The sequence below is a fragment of the Kocuria marina genome, assembly GCA_014652975.1.
Taxonomy (GTDB): domain Bacteria; phylum Actinomycetota; class Actinomycetes; order Actinomycetales; family Micrococcaceae; genus Kocuria; species Kocuria marina.
In genome coordinates this window covers 121,881-138,065 of sequence record BMZV01000002.1, presented here as the reverse complement: position 1 = coordinate 138,065, position 16,185 = coordinate 121,881, and the positions used below count along the sequence as shown (strand labels likewise).

The window sequence follows — 16,185 nt, the reverse complement described above, 5'->3', positions numbered from 1 at the left end:
GAGAACAGGTCCATGTTCCAATCAGCCGAAGAAGTGCTCGCGTTCCTCAAGGACGAAGAGGTCATGTTCGTCGATCTGCGTTTCACGGACATGCCCGGTGTGCAGCAGCACTTCAACCTCCCGGCCAAGGCGGTGGACGAGGACTTCTTCACGGACGGGCAGTTGTTCGACGGTTCCTCCATCCGTGGTTTCCAGGGCATCGCCGAGTCCGATATGCAGCTGATCCCGGACCCCCAGTCCGCGTTCGTGGACCCCTTCCGGCTCGAGAAGACGCTCGTGGTCACGTGCTCGATCGTGAACCCGCGCACCGGCGAGCCCTACCACCGCGACCCGCGCGGTGTAGCCGAGCGCGCCGAGGCGTACCTGGCCTCCACCGGTATCGCGGACACCGCGAACTTCGCGTCCGAAGCCGAGTTCTTCGTCTTCGAGGACGCCCGCTTCCAGGTCTCCCCCGAGCACACCTTCTACCGGATCGACTCGGACGAAGCCTCCTGGAACAGCGGCCGTGAGGAAGAGGGCGGCAACCTCGCGAACAAGACCCCCGTGAAGGGCGGCTACTTCCCCGTGTCCCCCGTGGACAAGCAGGCGGACCTGCGCGACGCCATGTGCGTGGCCCTGGACGAGGTGGGCCTTGAGGTCGAGCGCTCCCACCACGAGGTCGGTGCCGCGGGTCAGGCGGAGATCAACTACAAGTTCTCCACGCTGACCGCCGCCGCGGACGACCTGCTCAAGTTCAAGTACGTGATCAAAAACACCGCGGACTCGTTCGGCAAGACCGTCACGTTCATGCCCAAGCCCGTCTTCAACGACAACGGCTCGGGGATGCACTGCCACCAGTCGCTGTGGAAGGGCGGGGAGCCGCTGTTCTACGACGAGAAGGGTTATGCAGGCCTGTCGGACGTGGCGCGCTGGTACATCGGCGGCCTGCTGGAGCACTCCTCCGCGGTGCTCGCGTTCACCAACCCCACCGTGAACTCCTACCGCCGCCTGGTCAAGGGCTTCGAGGCCCCCGTGAACATGGTCTACTCGCAGGGCAACCGCTCCGCGGGCATCCGGATCCCCATCACGGGCACCAACCCCAAGGCCAAGCGCCTGGAGTTCCGCGCGCCGGACCCCTCGTGCAACCCGTACCTCGCGTTCGCCGCGCAGCTGATGGCCGGGCTGGACGGGATCCGCAACCGCATCGAGCCGGCGGACCCCATCGACAAGGACCTCTACGAGCTGCCCCCGGAGGAGGCCAAGGACATCAAGAAGGCCCCGGGCACCCTGTCGGAGGCGCTCGAGGCCCTTGAGGCGGACCACGAGTTCCTGCTCGCCGGTGACGTGTTCACTGAGGACCTGATCGAGACCTGGATCGAGTACAAGCGTGAGGTCGAGCTCAAGCCGCTCTCTGTGGTCCCCCACCCGCTGGAGTTCCAGATGTACTTCGGCGTCTGATTCCCCGCTCCACACCAACGCCGCCCCGCTCCTCGTGAGCGGGGCCGCGTTCGCGTCACAGCACGGGCGACGTCGCCCGCTCGCCACGTGGGGGCCGCGCCACACGTCGGGTGGCCGGGTCCAGTAGCCACAGGTAGATGCCGTACGTCAGGGCCACGAGCGCGGCGATGACCCGCGCCGCGAAGAGGTTCAGGTCCAGATAAGGGAACACGTCCAGCTGGTCCGCCACGGCGTAGACCATGAAGAACGCGGTCACAAAGAACAGCACGTCCACCTGCCAGTCGTCGCGGATCCCGGAGATTGCGAACAACGGGATGAGCCACACCACGTACCATGCCTGGATGATGGGGGCCAGCAGCACGAACGCAGCGAGCGCCCACGCGAGCCGGCGGAACAGTTTGGCATCCCGCCCCACGAACATCAGCACGACCACCACCGCGGCGGAGAGCACCGTCCCGGCCGTGTGCACGGCGTCCATCCACGCGGAGCCGTTGAACCCCCACGAGCTGCCCACGAGCTGCGCGAACAACCCAAGCAGTCCGATCGGCGCGTACCAGATGTACACGGTGCCCGGTGTGGAGACCGCGGAGACCCACCCGAAACCGAAGCCGTTGACGAATCCCATGAGCGCCAACAAGGCCACGGAGTAGGCCAGTGTGAGGGCCCAGATCGCGAACCGGCGCGGCCACGACGCACCGCGCCCGGCCCAGAGCAGGCCCACGAACGGCAGGAAGATCAGTGTGATGGGCTTGATCGCCACAGACAGGGTCACGAGGGTCGTGCCCGCGATCCCACCCTTCCAGTTGCGGTGCATTGCCGCCACGTAGGTCCCGATCAGGGCCAGGGCCAGCATGATCGCGTCGTTGTGGGCGGCCACCACGAAGTTCGTGAGGAACAGCGGATTGGCCACCGATAGCCACATGGTCCGCCGCGGATTGACGCCGTGCAGCCGGGCCAGGCGCGGGATGACCCACATGCACGCGATCACGGACACCACGCACAAGGCCCGAAACAGCAGCACGGAGGCGTCCGGGTCCGCACCGGTCACGAGGACCACGAGCTGTTCGAGCCACAGGAACACCGGGCCGTACGGGGGCGGGGATTCCGCCCATAACTGGTCCGCGCCCAGTTGGAAGAAGTTGTCGATCGTGGAGACCCCGGACTCGTACGGGTTCAACCCGTTCGCTATCACGCGGCCTTGCCCGATGTACGAGTACACATCCCGACTGAACAACGGGATGCTCACGAGCATGGGCGCCGCCCACGCCGCGATCGAGATCAGCACCCAGCGGGCGCTCTCCGGTCCCCACGGTCTGAGTTTCTGGCCCAGGCGCAGCCACTGCCGCACCAGGAGCATGGCTCCGAGGGCGAGCATCACGACCGAGACCACCACGCCCACGGTCTCGAAGCGCATCCACATGATCAGCGGGATGCGCCGCAGCGAGGACACGCTCGCGAGCCATCCCACGCCCAGGGAGCCGAACAGTAGCATGAGCGAGCCCAGCGAGCCCATCACCACGGTGCGGGTCAATGACGCCGACGACGTCGCGTCTCGTCCCGGGGCTGCGTCCCGTCCGGTTCCGGGGAGCGTCGAGTGACGTTCCGTCCTGGACGTGATGCGCACTACGGGCCTCCCGGTGCTTCCGCGGTGGCCGCAGATGAGGGGTCTGGGAATCGTCCGCCGCGGCGCGCGGTGCGCGGGGGCGGCGTCGGGGTGATCCTACCGTGCGACGTCGTACGCCAACCGGATGCCCGGGGCGAGGCAGCGTCGCGGGGGTGCCCGCACGACGCGATAGATTGGAGGGCGTGACGACTGCAAACCGGAGAATAGTGTGGATCGACTGCGAGATGACGGGGCTGTCCCTGTCCGATGACGCGTTGATCGAGGTGGCCGCGCTCGTGACCGACGACGAGCTCAACGTGCTGGGCAGTGGCGTGGACGTGGTCATCAAACCCCCGCAGGCCGCGCTGGATCAGATGTCTTCTTTCGTGCGGAACATGCATGAGACATCCGGGCTGCTGCCGGAGCTCGAGAACGGCATGGACATGGCGCAGGCGCAGGACGCGGTGCTGGACTACATCCGCAAATGGGTCCCCGAACCGGGCAAGGCGCCGCTGGGTGGTAACTCCGTGGGGACGGACAAGACGTTCCTCACGCGGGACATGCCGCAACTCGTGGATCACCTGCACTACCGGGTCATCGACGTCTCCACGATCAAGGAGCTCGCGCGGCGCTGGTACCCGCGCGCGTACTTCCAGGCGCCCGAGAAGACGGGCAATCACCGTGCGCTCGGCGACATCGAGGACTCGATCGACGAGCTGCGATACTACCGCCACATCCTCTTCCCCGGCGATCCCGGCCCCACCTCCGACGACGCCCGCAAGATCGCCGCGCTCATCAAGGCCTCCCCGACCCGCTCGGGTTCCTGACCGGGACCTGACGCGTTCAGGCGCTCGATGCGGGAATCCGCCCGGGCGTGCGCTATAGTGGTCGTCGTTGCCCGGAGGGATCGAACGGTTCTTCCACGGGTTCAATGGTGGGCGTAGCTCAGTCGGCAGAGCGCCTGGTTGTGGTCCAGGAGGTCGCGGGTTCAACCCCCGTCGCTCACCCCATGCACGAGGTGCGAACATCGATCGGTGTACCGGTCGGGGTTCGCACCTCGTTCTCGTTGGCGGGTCAGTCCTGCATGACCTCGACCGCCCGCTTCCCAGCGGCCCGTCCGGCCTGACCACTCCCACCGCTGCGGCCATCCCCGCCACCCCGACCGCCCGCGCCCGCCGTCCAAATGCACGGTGGAGGAAAAGCAGCTTGGCGCGCGAATATCTGTTCTAACTCAGTAAAAGCACAGCCGGGGGTGCTCCTATGTTCTGAGTCAAACCGCGAGGGTGGTTGGTTCGGGGCTGGGGGTAGGTGCCATTGCGGAGCATCGCGTAGATGACGTTGCAGCGGCGGCGGGCGAGGCAGATGACGGCGGCGTGGTGTCGGTTTCTCTCGGCGCGCTTCCGGTCGTAGTAGGCCTTGGAGATCGGATCTGAGTCCGAGGCGACCCACGCGGAGTAGAACAGCGCGTTCTTCGGGCGTTTGTTGCCGGATCAGGCGGGGAACTCACTCCTGATCGAGGTCCCTGATCTTCGCGTGACCGGCGCGACGACGGCGTAGGCTGCGAGATGGCCTGCGGTCTCGAATGCGGAGCCATCGCCGATGGCCAGGAGGATCTGGGCGGCGGTCTTGATGCCGATCCCCGGCATGCTCATCAAGACCCCGGCGAGAGAGAAGTCCTCCAGCATAGCCTCGACCTCCCGGGCTACGGTCGCGCGTTGTTCCTTCAGCTCCTTGACCTGCCCGGCCACCCTCGGGATCACCAACTCCACGGCCGCGGTCGCTGGAACGACCACGGTCTGCTCGCTGAACGCCGTGAAGATCCGATCGACCAGCACCTCCGGGTCAGCGGGATGGATCTGTGTGGGCAGAGACCGGATCCGGTTCAGTGCCCGGGTGGTCTCGTGGGCGAGGTCCGCGGCCTTTCGCATCGCCAACCCGGGTAGGTAGGCCACCGCGCAGCCGACGTCGCGAGCGACTGCGATGGGCAGGGCTCCGATGGTGTTGGGCTGATCGACGACCATCAGCACGTCGCCGTGCTCCTGCAGGTGTGTGAAGAGGTCGCGCGGCTGGGCCTCGTCCTGCGGGAGGGGCTTGTCGAAGAGCCTGTTCCCGTCGGGGTCCAGCGCGCAGGCATGATGCCCGGTCTTCCCCACGTCCAGGCCGATTACGGCCGCGAATCTGGCGTTCATGATGTCGTCCTCGTTGAACGCATCACTGCTGGTCGCAGTCTTGAGACCCGATGCCGGCACCCACGTTACGAAGAGACCTCAGAGAAGCTGCCGTGTCCCTATGAGAGGTCAACGCGTGTCTCTCGACCGGGCGGCAACACCCCCCCGGACCATGGATGGCTGGGCAGACAAGCCATACCCGGTCGAGCACCAAACGCCCGGCGATCGGGGGTACTCACAACGTAACTGGCGGGCACCACGAAGCCCCTCCTACCTCCGAGCGCGCCGCGAGGTGGGAGGGGCTTCCTCGATCTTGCTTAGAACCGGAACGGAATGGGGATGGGCCCGCAGCAGCAGACTCCGCTCACGTCGCCGCGGCCCGCGGGGCCGAGCATGAGTGCCGCCCGGTAGCAGGCTGCGAAACGGAGCATCGTGGGGATGATCCCTCGGATCACGCCGTACTGCGCAATGATGCCGCGCACCGCCGCGGAGCAGGACTGCCCGCCCCGTGCCACGAGGTGCGCGCACGTGAATCCTTTACGCGGTGAGAGGTGGCGCTGGTATCCGCGGATGAGACGATCGACCCCACGGCGGGGTGCAGTGGCTACTCGAAGCAGTACGTCAGTCAAGGGCGACAGGCTCCTCTATCCAATCAGCATGGTCGTGGTGTGCACAGGGTCATGGCTTGAGGACCACCTTGATGCAGCCGTCCTTCTTCTCCTGGAAGATCTTGTACATCTCCGGTGCGTCCTCCAAGGACACGTGGTGGGTGGCCAGTGACTCGAGGCCGAGGACGTCGTCCGGGCGGCTCGCGATCTCCAGCAGCTCATCGGTCCAGTGGCGCACGTGGCACTGGCCCATGCGCATGCTGATGCCCTTGTCGAACATCTCCATCATGGGCATGGGATCCGCCATTCCGCCGTACACGCCCGACACCGAGACCGTGCCCGCGCGGCGCACGCTGTGGATCGCGGTGTGCAACGCGTCCAACCGGTCGATACCGGCCGTCTCGATGGCCTTGCGCCCGAGCGGCTTGGGCAGTCGCGCCGCACCGGCGACGATCTTCTCCGCAATGGGGTTGCCGTGCGCTTCCATGCCCACGGCATCCAGGACGCCGTCGGGGCCGCGCCCATCCGTCATGTCGACGAGCGTGTCGGAGACCTCGTCCACCTCACGCATGTCCACGGTCTCGATCCCCCAGCTCTTGGCCAGGGCGAGGCGCTCGTCCACACGGTCCACGGCGATGATCCGCTTGACGCCCTGCAGCTTGGCCGAACGCACCGCGAGCTGGCCCACGGGTCCGAGGCCCAGCACCGCGAGGGTGTCCTCCTCCCCCACGTTCGCGTACTTCACGCCCTGCCACGCGGTGGGCAGGATGTCGCTGAGGTAGAGGAAACGCTCGTCGTCGAAGTCCTTGGGCAGTTTCACGGGGCCGAAGTCCGCGTGCGGGACGCGCACCATTTCCGCCTGGCCCCCGGGGACCGACCCGTAGAGGGAGGAGAAACCGAACAGCGCGGCGCCCGTTCCCATCTCGCGGACCTGGGTGGTCTCGCACGCGGCGTACAGCCCGCGGTCGCACATCCAGCAGTGACCGCACGCGATCACGAACGGGACGACCACGCGGTCACCGGGTGCGAGGTTGCTGACCTCCGGTCCCACTTCTTCCACGATGCCCATGAACTCGTGACCCATCACGTAGTCCTTCTGCAGGTACGGGCCCAGCACGCCGTAGAGGTGCAGGTCCGAACCGCAGATCGCGGTGGACGTGACCCGCACGATGGCGTCGGTGGGATCCTGCAGAACGGGATCGGGGACGTTTTCGACCCGGACGTCGCCAAGTCCTTGCCATGTGAGCGCTCGCATTCACCCAGTAAAGCATGATCACCCCGCCCGGGCACCACCCCTGCAGGGGGGGGTCGAACCTGGGCGGCGCACCGCGTAGCGTGTCCCGTATGACCGCATCGCATCAGGTTGCCCTCGTGGCCGGAGCCTCCCGTGGACTGGGGCTGCTCGTGGCCAAGGAACTTCTCTCGCGTGATTTCGACGTCGCCGTGTGCGCTCGCGACGCCGCCGAGCTGGCCCGCGCGCGCGAGATGCTGTCCCCGTTCGGCACGGTGCACGACTACGTGTGCGACGTCGCCGAGGCGGACCAGGTCGAGGCCTTGGTGCGGGACGTGGAGCGCGATCTGGGACCGGTGGACGTGCTCATCACGGTCGCCGGGATCATCCAGGTGGGCTCGGTGGAGGGTGTCACGGTGGAGCAGTTTCGGGACGCCGTGACCACCATGACCATGGGTCCCGTGCACACCGCGCTCGCGGTGTTGCCCGGGATGCGCGAGCGTGGCCGCGGCCGGATCGGCACGATCGCGTCCGTGGGCGGACTGGTCTCCGTGCCGCACCTGTTGCCGTACTGCACGGCCAAGTTCGGCGCGGTGGGGTTCAGCGAGGGTCTCGCGGCGTCCCTGTCGGGGACCGGCGTCACCGCCACGAGCATCGACCCCGGCCTCATGCGCACGGGATCGCACGAGCGCGCCTACTTCACGGGCGAGTCGCAGAACGAGTACGCGTGGTTCGCGCCGTCCGCGTCCCTGCCGGTGTTGTCCATGAACGCCGACCGCGCGGCCCGCTTGATCGTGGACGGCGTTCTCGCGGGACGCCCGATCGTGCTGCTGGGGTGGTTGCCCAAGGTCGCCCAGCGAGTCCGGGGTATCGCCCCCGGGCTCACGATTCGCGCGTTGGGCGTGGTGAACCGGGTGCTCCCGTCCGCGTCCCCCCAGCAGACGGATCTCGTGGTGGGGGCCACCGCCAAGCAGCGCCTGGGATCCCGCGTGGTCAACGCCCTGAGCACGCTCGGCAGCAAGGCCGCACAGCGCAACAACGAGCGCTGAACGAACCGCGGTCGTCCGGCTCGCCGGTGCGCCCCGTGCCGGACGACGGCGCGCGCGGCGGCGGCATGCAGCGGCAGCGCCCGGCGGCGTGGTTCGCGACGGCTGTGCAGCATGGCGTGACGCGCCCTCACCAGCCGGGTCAGCGCCGTCGCACCCTAATCCCTCGGTACACGATGCCCAGCGCCAGCACGAGGACGCCGCCCGCCACGGACGCGATCGGGAGCGTGACCACGAGGACCACGCACAGCACCGTGCCCAGGACGGACACCGCGCGCGGGTAGCGGCGATGCGGCCCGGTCTGCGTGAGCGCACTGAGGTTGGCCACGAGGTAGTACAGCAGCACCCCGAACGACGAGAAGCCCACCACCCCGCGCACGTCCATGGTGAACACCGCGATCACGACCACCGCTGCCACCACGATTTCGATGCGGCGCGGGACGCCGTGGCGCTCGTCGAGCACGGCGAGGGGCGCGGGCAGATCCGCCGTGCGGGCCATGGCCAGGCCGGTCCGACCGATCCCCGCCGTGAGCCCCAGCAGCGCCCCGAGCGTGGCGGCAGCGGCCGCAATCGTGACTACAACCGTGGTCCACGGCCAGTCGGCGGCCGCGGCGAGGTCCGCGAGCGGCGTCGTCGTACGGGACAGGGCCTCGGGACCGAGGACGTGCAGCGAGAGCACCGCGAGTACGCCGTAGATCACGAGGACCGCGCTCAGGGAGATGACGATGGCCCGGGGGATGATCCGGGCGGGATCGCGCACTTCCTCCCCCATGGTGGCGATGCGTGCGTACCCGGCGAAAGCGAAGAACAGGAGTCCCCCGGCCTGCAGGACGCCGTACGCCCCGCCCGGCGGTGCCGCACCGAAGGTTGATGCGGCGGGGCCGGACCCGGCGAAGAGCCCGGCCACGAGGACCACGGCCAGGCCCGCGAGCACGATACCCACGAGCACCTTGGTGGCCGAAGCAGTGCGCGTCACGCCGAAGCAGTTGACCGCGACCACACCGAGCACCGCGAGAGCAGCGACGGGCCGTTGCCAGGGCTCGGGGACCACGTAGGCGGCGAACGTCATGGCCATGGCCGCGCAGCTCGCGGTCTTACCGGTGAGGAAACACCACCCGGCGAGGAACCCCGGCCAGGGGCCGAGGCGCTCGCGACCGTAGACGTAACTACCGCCGGCCACGGGGTACTGGGCGGCCAGCTGGGCCGAGGACAGTGCGTTGCACAGTGCGACGACCGCGGCCAGCACGAGGGCCAGCGGCAACCAGGCGCCCGCGGAGGCCGCAGCGGGAGCGAACACCACGAAAATGCCGGCGCCGATCATGGAACCGAGCCCGATGGTCACGGCGTCCGTCAGGCCAAGTCTGCGGTGCATGGCGGAAGGATTCGTCACGAGGCTCCCGGGTTTCACATCACGTGCCCGTGACACACCAATGGGCGGGCCGCGTATCGCGTCCCGCCCACGGTGGTGTCATGTGCACTTGTCTGTCGTGGCTCTCGAAGGTGGCCTAGAAGACGGGCTTGCCGCCGGTCACACCGATCACGGTGCCGGAGACGTAGGACGCCTCCGCCGGGCTGGCCAGGAACACGAACGCCCCGGCCATCTCGGAAGGCTGTCCCGCGCGGCCGAGCGGGGTGTCCGACCCGAACTGAGGCATGCTCTCGCCGGCCTTGGTCGCGGGCTGCAGCGGGGTCCAGATGGGTCCGGGGGCCACGGCGTTGACGCGGATCCCCTTCTTCCCCAGCTCGCTGGCCAGGTTGACCGTGAAGTTGTTGATCGCGGCCTTGGTGGAGGCGTAGTCGATCAAGTTCTCGGACGGGTCGTAGGCCTGGATGGAGCTCACGTTGATGATCGAGGAACCACTCTTCAGGTACTGCAGCGCCTGCTGGGAGACCCAAAACAGGGCGTACAGGTTGGTCTTGAAGACGCGGTCCATCTCCTCGGTCTTCAGACCCTGCAGACCGCCGTCACGGCGGGCCCATTGGAAGCCCGCGTTATTAACGAGGATGTCCAGGCCGCCGAGCTGCTCGGCGGCATCGTCCACGACCTGACGGGCGGTGGCTTCCTCGCGCAGGTCCGCGGGCAGCAGGACGGCCTTGCGACCGGCCTTCTCGATCCACTGCTTGGTGTCCTGCGCGTCCGATTCCTCGTCCGAGAGGTAATTGATGGCCACGTCCGCGCCCTCACGGGCGAACGCGATAGCCACCGCGCGGCCGATGCCGGAGTCGCCACCGGTCACGAGGGCCTTGAGACCCTCGAGGCGACCGCGGCCCACCCAGTTCTCCTCGCCGTGGTCCGGGAAGGGCTGCATGTCCGTGGACAGGCCGGGCGGGGTCTGTTCCTGCTCGGGGAAACCGCCCTCTTCACCGGCGAGTTCCCGTGCTTTCCTGGCTGCTGCGTACTTGTCTTCGGTCATGTGTCCATTGTGCCCCGCCGTACCCCGGGCTGTCGCCCACCCGGGAGGATGAAACCGCTGGTCGGTCCCGGATGACTCTGCGGGTTAGACCGCGGTCGTGCGCTGCTGCTGACCCGTGGGATCCATCCCGTGCTGGACACCCCACAACACGGCCTGACTGCGTCGCTCCACGCCCATCTTGCGGTAGGCGGAACGGATGTAGGACTTCACGGAGTTGATGCTGAGGTAGCAGTGCCGGGCGATTTCGTCATTGGTGAACCCCTGGGTGATCAGCGCGATCACCTCCGCCTCACGCGCGGAGAGCCCCTCGGGCCGGCCGGGCCAGTCCGGCAAGGTGATGTCCTCCCGCACTGGTTCGGGGGCCACCACGCGCTCCCCCTCGTGCACGCGCACGAGGGCGTCCGCGAGTTCGTCCGCGGTGAGCTCCTTGGAGAGATAACCGTGTATGCCCAGATCGAGTGCTTCGTCAACGTGCTCGGCGCGCACGTGCCACGTGTACATCACGACCTTGAGGCAGTGGGGGTCATCCAGTAGGCGCATCACGTCATGGGTGCCACGGTCCTTCGCGGCGAACGCGTCATAGAGCACCACGTCCGCGTCCGTGTGCGGCAGACACCCGGAATCGAGTTCCACGACCCGCAGGCGCGGATGACCCTGCAGCATACTCGCCACACCCTGGAGGACCACGGGATAGTCGTTGATCAGGGCCAGGGTGATGACAGGGCGTTCGGAACTCACACCCCGAGCATAATCGTATGCTCACGCATCATCGGTCGAACCCTGTTCGAAGACGTGCCAGTCCTCCCCTGCGCGTGTCAAGACCCCCAAGTTGCCGAGTTCCCGCAGCCACCCCTCCATGGGGTCGAACCCCCACGTACGGCGGAAGAGGTTGGCGTTGCGGGCGATCGCCGCGGCGTGCTGGACGGGCGGTGACTGGGTCGGGTGGTACTGGTGGTACGCGGCGGCTCCGCCGAGCCACCACAGGCTCCCCCCGCTCGCGGCCAGGCGCTGACCGAAATCCGTGTCCTCGCCCCCGTAGCCCACGTAGCGCTCGTCGAATCCGGCCGCCGCATGCCACGTCCGTACCGTGGTCGCCATCGTCAGCGACCACAGCATCCGGGGGTCGCCCTCGACCAGTTCCCCGGGCTCCGGCAGCACGCGGGCGGCGTGATCCCGTCCCGCGCGGGCGACGCCCTCGGGCGTGTAATCGGCCTCGGTCATTCCCTCCGGGAGGTACTGCACGCGCCCGCTCACCACGGCGCGCTGGTCTGCGAGCCGCTCGAGGGCGCGCGTGTAATCGGCCATCAGGTCACGGTGGGGAAGGCAGTCCACGTCCAGTAGCACCACGGTGTCCGCGCCCAGCTGCTCCGCGCGTGCCACGCCGGCATTGCGCGCGGCGGCCAATGGCAGTTCGGCGGCCGGCGGCAGTTCCACGAGGTCGGTGGGCAGTTCCGGCCGTTGCTCGAGCACTCCGCGGATCCCGGGATCGCCCATGCTCACGACCACATGGGTGATCGGGGGTTCGCTCTGCGCGGCCACCCAGTCCCGTTGCCGCCGCAGGTGGGTGTGCCGTCCGCTCACGATCGTGATCAGGGCAGCGGCCGTCACGACGTGACCCCGTGCAGCAGGTCCTCGAGCGCGCGCGCCGCACGGTATGCGCCGTCGCCATGGCGCCACGCGTCCCAGCGGGAGCCGCCGAGTTGCCGGGCACGTGCGAGCAACCGGGGCCACGCGGCGGCGGCGGGCCAGTGCTGCAGGCCCACGCAGATTCCCGCGCGCTCGAGCGCGGCGGCCGTGGCGGCTTGCTCGTCGTGCGGTCGCGGCTGGGCGACGACGACGGCGCGCGAGTGCGCCGCGGACAGCTCCGCCACGGCGTTGTTGCCCCCGTGGGAGACGACGACGTCCGCCTCGTGCAGTTCGCGCCACAGGTCCGGGGAGGGGTTCTCCGGCGAGCGCACGGTCCACGACCACCCGGGGGTCGCCGCGCGAGCCGCCTCGATCTCGGTGTCCCCCACATCGGTCCCGCCGCGGCCCCAGACCACCAGGACGCGTTGGCCGCCGACGTCGCTCGCGCCACTCCCGCTCGCACCTCGCGTCGCGGTGCGCTCACCGGGAGCTGGTTCGCCGGAAGAGTACGCGCCGGGAACGTGCTCGGCGGAGGAGCCCGGCACCCGCACGGGGACGTCGAAGCGGGAGATGGCCCCCGTGAACGTGGTCTTACGGGTCCATTCCTCGGGCCAATAGGTCTCCGCGGTCTCCCGGGACCACGGCGCGATCAGAGCGGTCGCGGCGTCGTACGCCGCACGGTGGGTGCGGTCGGTGCGATCCCCCCGCATGGCCATGACCACGGTGGGCACACCCAGCAGACGCGCGAGCAGGGTGACCTCCGCGGAGGTGTCCGTGACCATGAGTTCCACATCCGAGCGCAGGCGCTGCGCCATGAGACCCATGCGTTCCCGGTACCCGGGATGCTCGAGAGGCGCCCAGTGCAGCACGTCGTTGGCGGTGGGGTCCACGGGGTCCTGGGCGACATCGGGGGGCAGCTGGACCCACTCGCCGGGCCACGCCTCCGGGCGCTCCAGGGAACTGAACCCCGTCACGGGCACCGTGAGTTCCCGGGCGATCTGGGTGGCCCGGTTGCGGTGGCCCAGGCCCTGGTGGTGGATGTAGTACCCAATCACGCGCTCACCAGTTCCCGGTAGAGCGCGGCGTAGGCGTCCACGGTGACGTTGAGGGAACAGTGCTCGAGCGCGTAGTGGCGCACCCTGGTGCGGTCCAGGGCCACCACGCGGGGCAGCTCCGCGACCGCGGACGCCACCGTCTCCACCTCGCTCGCCCCGGGCTGGGACGTGTGCCCACCGGGATCGCGCACGATCTCGCTCAGGCCGCCGCGGGCCACCGCGAGCACGGGCGTGCCGCACGCCATGGCCTCCGCGGCCACGAGGCCGTAGGGCTCCTCCCATGCGGGCGTCACGAGGCTCGCGGCGCTATTGCCCACCAGGGTGCGCAGCTGCTGCGTGTCCAGGTGACCCACGTAGGTGATGTCCTCGTTGAGCAACGGCTTCAGCCGCGCCTCGAAGTAGTGCCGATCCGCGATGGGCCCGGCGATCCGCAGTTTCCACCCGGCCTTGCTCGCGATCAGCGCCGCGATGTGCGGGGCCTTCTCCGGGACCACGCGCCCGGACCACACGAGGGCATCCCCGCCGGGTCCCGGCCGCCACTCGTGCGGGTCCACGCCGTTGCGGATCACGCGGGCGGGCGTGACCTTGCTCCACATCTGGGCCACCGAATCGCTCACGGCCACCGTGGGTGCCGTGGGCGTGAGACGCAGCGCGGGTTCGAGCCACGGGGTGGCCGGGGTGTGAAGGGTGGTCAACAGAGGTTGTGGGATGGCCGGGGACATCACGATGGGCAGGAAGTGCAGCGAATTGTTGTGCACCACGTCGATGTCCGGGCGGCGTGCGAAGTCCCGCATGACCTGCAGGTACGAGAAGGTCTCCCGCACCTGCGCCTCCGGTGGCATGGCGACGTCGTTGCGCGCCTCGTCGCTGAGCACGAGCGGTTCCACGTCCAGTTCCTCGACCCCGAGCTCGGGGTCGGAACCCGGCGCGGCGAAGACCACCACCTCCATCCCGCGGCACTTGAGCCCGCGGGCCAGGTGCCATGTGAAGGACTCGAGACCCCCGGAGAACGGCGGGGCGATCGGGAACCGGTCGTGCGCGAGCAGTGCCACCTTCATGCGGCGTCCCCTTTCCCGGCCTCCCGGACCACGACGGCGCGGCGGTAGACCTCGGCGTGGGCTGCGGCGATGCGACGTCGTTGTTGGGTGCGTTCCAGGGCGCTCGCCTGCCAGGGCGCGTTCCCGCGCAGACCCGCGAGCGCTTCCCGGATCTGATCGGCGTCCGGCTGACCGTCCCGGCCCCAGTCGAAGCGCAGCACACCCGGATGCTGCTCGTGGTAGAACCCCACGGACGGCGCCAGGACATGGGTGCCCAGGTCGTAGCACAGTTCGAGCCACCCGGAATGGGTGCCGAAGCGGTACGCGAGCACCGAGAGATCGAGCCCGCGCAGGTACTCCCACAATTGCTCGTCGGTGTAGAACTCGTGGACGTTGACCTGAACGTTGTGTGTCCGACGCGCGGTCTCCAGTAGGTGACTCACCACGGGGTCGTGGTGCGGGGTGCCCCGGGTGACCACGTCTGTGTGGACGTCGAGCTGCAACCGGATCTCCCCGCGGGACGCGCATTCGAGCAGCACGCGCGCCACCGGCAGGGGGTTCATGTTCGCCCGCATGCTCTTGAGGTTGAGTCCCACCACGGGTACGGATCCCACGGGCGCGTGATCGCGCCACCGGTCTAGCGGGAGCAGGTGCGGGTGCGGGATGACCGTGGCCCGGCGGCCCCAGCGCCGCTCGATCACGCGTGCGGCGCCGTCGGTCAGGGTAATCAGTTCGTCGGCGGCCGGGATCAGCACGTCCAGGGCGGCGTCCTGGGCAGCGGGGTCCGTCTGGTGGGGGTTGCGCAAATCGTGCACCGTGTAGACGAACGGTTTGCCCAGCTCGTGCAGGGTGTCCACGATCCGTCGCAGCTCCGCGGGTGAGGTCTGGTCGAACCCGAAGTGCAGGTGGTAGATGTCGAACTCGTGTGCGTGCCGCCGGATCCAGGCCTCGCTCAGCATCACGAGGGGCCACCACGGAGCTCCGGGGACCGGGTGTGCGGGCGCGGGGTCCGGCAACCGGTGGACGGGCTGCACGGCGCCGGGGTCACTGAGGTGCTCGACGTACACGTGACCGTGGGGTAGGGACGCGACCCTCACTCGATGTGACCTCCTGCGCAGAACTGACGTGAACGGATGGGACGCCCGCTGGCTGTGCGGACCGGGAACGGCGCGGGATCCGGCGCCTGAGCCGGTTGTGTGCACGGCCCCCGGCGACGATACACACATTACTGATGGTCAGGGACACGATATATTGTCCTCCGTCCGCCCGCCCTCCGCGCGGCCGCGCGGCGTGGGTCCAGGGACCACGCCCACATATGACGTCCACCCGTGAATCCCGAGGTGCTCTCCGCATGACCGTCCGTCCCATTGTGATCTCCGGTAACCCCGTGCTGCATCGCCCCGCGGCCCGGGTGACCAACTTCGACGACGCCCTGCGCGAGCTCGTGGCGGACATGCATGAGACCATGGACGCGTCCCACGGCGTGGGTCTGGCGGCGCCGCAGATCGGGGTGGGGCTGCGGATCTTCACCTACATCTTCGAGAACGAGGACGGTGTGCCCCCGCGCGGCACGCTTGTGAACCCCGTCCTGAGCACCGGGCGGATCTCCGAGACCGCCCCGGACCCGGACGACGAGGCCGAGGGATGCCTCTCGGTGCCCGGCCAGTCCTGGCCCCTCAAGCGGGCGGACTGGGTGCGGATCGCCGGGCAGGACGAGAACGGGGACCCCGTGGCGTTCGAGGCCAACGGCTGGTTCGCCCGGGTCATGCAGCACGAATACGACCACCTGGACGGGAAGCTGTACGTGGACCGGCTCAACCGCAAGTGGTCCAAGAAGGCCCGCAAGGCCATCTCCGCGGAACAGTGGGGCACGGATTCGACGTGGCTGCCCGGTGTGGACGAGGACCCGTTCGGGCACTGACCCGCTGAGGGGATCCCGCATCACGGACGCGCCGTGGCG

14 protein-coding genes, 1 tRNA gene and 1 pseudogene are annotated in these 16,185 nt (G+C 68.6%); 5 read left to right on the top strand and 11 right to left on the bottom strand.

Features of this window, described 5'->3' with window-relative positions:
- Window positions 1–12 precede the first annotated feature (12 nt).
- Window positions 13–1,437, top strand: coding sequence for a type I glutamate--ammonia ligase (glnA, locus tag IE157_RS05800; RefSeq protein WP_064845161.1), 1,425 nt, complete (start codon window positions 13–15; stop codon window positions 1,435–1,437).
- 55 nt (window positions 1,438–1,492) lie between these two features.
- On the opposite strand, the gene mptB is transcribed toward glnA, so the two are convergent.
- Window positions 1,493–3,061 (bottom strand): polyprenol phosphomannose-dependent alpha 1,6 mannosyltransferase MptB, encoded by a 1,569-nt coding sequence (gene mptB, locus IE157_RS05795; protein WP_193519416.1) that lies wholly within the window; start codon window positions 3,059–3,061, stop codon window positions 1,493–1,495.
- Between the two features lie 182 nt (window positions 3,062–3,243).
- On the opposite strand from mptB, the gene orn reads away from it, so the two are divergent.
- Window positions 3,244–3,867, top strand: coding sequence for an oligoribonuclease (gene orn, locus IE157_RS05790; protein ID WP_098054541.1), 624 nt, complete (start codon window positions 3,244–3,246; stop codon window positions 3,865–3,867).
- A gap of 107 nt (window positions 3,868–3,974) precedes the next feature.
- Window positions 3,975–4,050 (top strand) — tRNA-His (locus tag IE157_RS05785).
- Between the two features lie 216 nt (window positions 4,051–4,266).
- Here IE157_RS05785 and IE157_RS05780 read toward each other — a convergent pair.
- The 3 genes and pseudogenes from IE157_RS05780 to IE157_RS05770 all read right to left on the bottom strand — a co-directional run bounded on the left by IE157_RS05780 (window position 4,267) and on the right by IE157_RS05770 (window position 7,071).
- Window positions 4,267–5,229, bottom strand: a pseudogene (locus tag IE157_RS05780) (IS110 family transposase).
- A 296-nt stretch (window positions 5,230–5,525) separates the two neighbouring features.
- Window positions 5,526–5,837: a membrane protein insertion efficiency factor YidD gene (yidD, locus tag IE157_RS05775; protein ID WP_231885405.1), complete on the bottom strand. Its 312-nt coding sequence runs from the start codon at window positions 5,835–5,837 to the stop codon at window positions 5,526–5,528.
- A 49-nt stretch (window positions 5,838–5,886) separates the two neighbouring features.
- On the bottom strand, window positions 5,887–7,071 hold the full coding sequence (locus IE157_RS05770; protein ID WP_098054543.1) for a zinc-dependent alcohol dehydrogenase: 1,185 nt from the start codon (window positions 7,069–7,071) through the stop codon (window positions 5,887–5,889).
- An 89-nt stretch (window positions 7,072–7,160) separates the two neighbouring features.
- Here IE157_RS05770 and IE157_RS05765 point away from each other — a divergent pair, with 89 nt between their 5' ends.
- Window positions 7,161–8,096: an SDR family NAD(P)-dependent oxidoreductase gene (locus tag IE157_RS05765; protein ID WP_064845157.1), complete on the top strand. Its 936-nt coding sequence runs from the start codon at window positions 7,161–7,163 to the stop codon at window positions 8,094–8,096.
- Window positions 8,097–8,235: 139 nt separating this feature from the next.
- Here the strand turns inward: IE157_RS05765 and IE157_RS05760 are convergent, their stop codons facing one another.
- The 7 genes from IE157_RS05760 to IE157_RS05730 form a co-directional block, all read right to left on the bottom strand.
- Window positions 8,236–9,483 (bottom strand): APC family permease, encoded by a 1,248-nt coding sequence (locus IE157_RS05760; protein WP_098054545.1) that lies wholly within the window; start codon window positions 9,481–9,483, stop codon window positions 8,236–8,238.
- Between the two features lie 115 nt (window positions 9,484–9,598).
- Window positions 9,599–10,507 (bottom strand): SDR family oxidoreductase, encoded by a 909-nt coding sequence (locus tag IE157_RS05755; protein ID WP_193519415.1) that lies wholly within the window; start codon window positions 10,505–10,507, stop codon window positions 9,599–9,601.
- A gap of 84 nt (window positions 10,508–10,591) precedes the next feature.
- Window positions 10,592–11,245, bottom strand: coding sequence for a response regulator transcription factor (locus IE157_RS05750; RefSeq protein WP_085105935.1), 654 nt, complete (start codon window positions 11,243–11,245; stop codon window positions 10,592–10,594).
- A 21-nt stretch (window positions 11,246–11,266) separates the two neighbouring features.
- Window positions 11,267–12,115 (bottom strand): glycosyltransferase family 2 protein, encoded by an 849-nt coding sequence (locus tag IE157_RS05745; RefSeq protein WP_193519414.1) that lies wholly within the window; start codon window positions 12,113–12,115, stop codon window positions 11,267–11,269.
- Window positions 12,112–13,188, bottom strand: a complete 1,077-nt coding sequence (locus IE157_RS05740) for a glycosyltransferase (protein WP_193519413.1) — start codon at window positions 13,186–13,188, stop codon at window positions 12,112–12,114. Before IE157_RS05740 ends, IE157_RS05745 begins: the two co-directional genes overlap by 4 nt.
- Window positions 13,185–14,246 (bottom strand): glycosyltransferase, encoded by a 1,062-nt coding sequence (locus IE157_RS05735; protein ID WP_193519412.1) that lies wholly within the window; start codon window positions 14,244–14,246, stop codon window positions 13,185–13,187. Before IE157_RS05735 ends, IE157_RS05740 begins: the two co-directional genes overlap by 4 nt.
- The gene (locus IE157_RS05730; protein ID WP_193519411.1) at window positions 14,243–15,451 is read right to left on the bottom strand and encodes a glycosyltransferase family 4 protein; all 1,209 of its coding nucleotides are present in this window, start codon (window positions 15,449–15,451) and stop codon (window positions 14,243–14,245) included. The genes IE157_RS05735 and IE157_RS05730 overlap by 4 nt, the downstream gene beginning before the upstream one ends.
- Window positions 15,452–15,576: 125 nt before the next feature.
- Here IE157_RS05730 and def point away from each other — a divergent pair, with 125 nt between their 5' ends.
- Entirely contained in the window at window positions 15,577–16,146 is a 570-nt protein-coding gene (def, locus tag IE157_RS05725) for a peptide deformylase (RefSeq protein WP_193519410.1), read from the top strand.
- The last annotated feature ends 39 nt before the right edge of the window (window positions 16,147–16,185 follow it).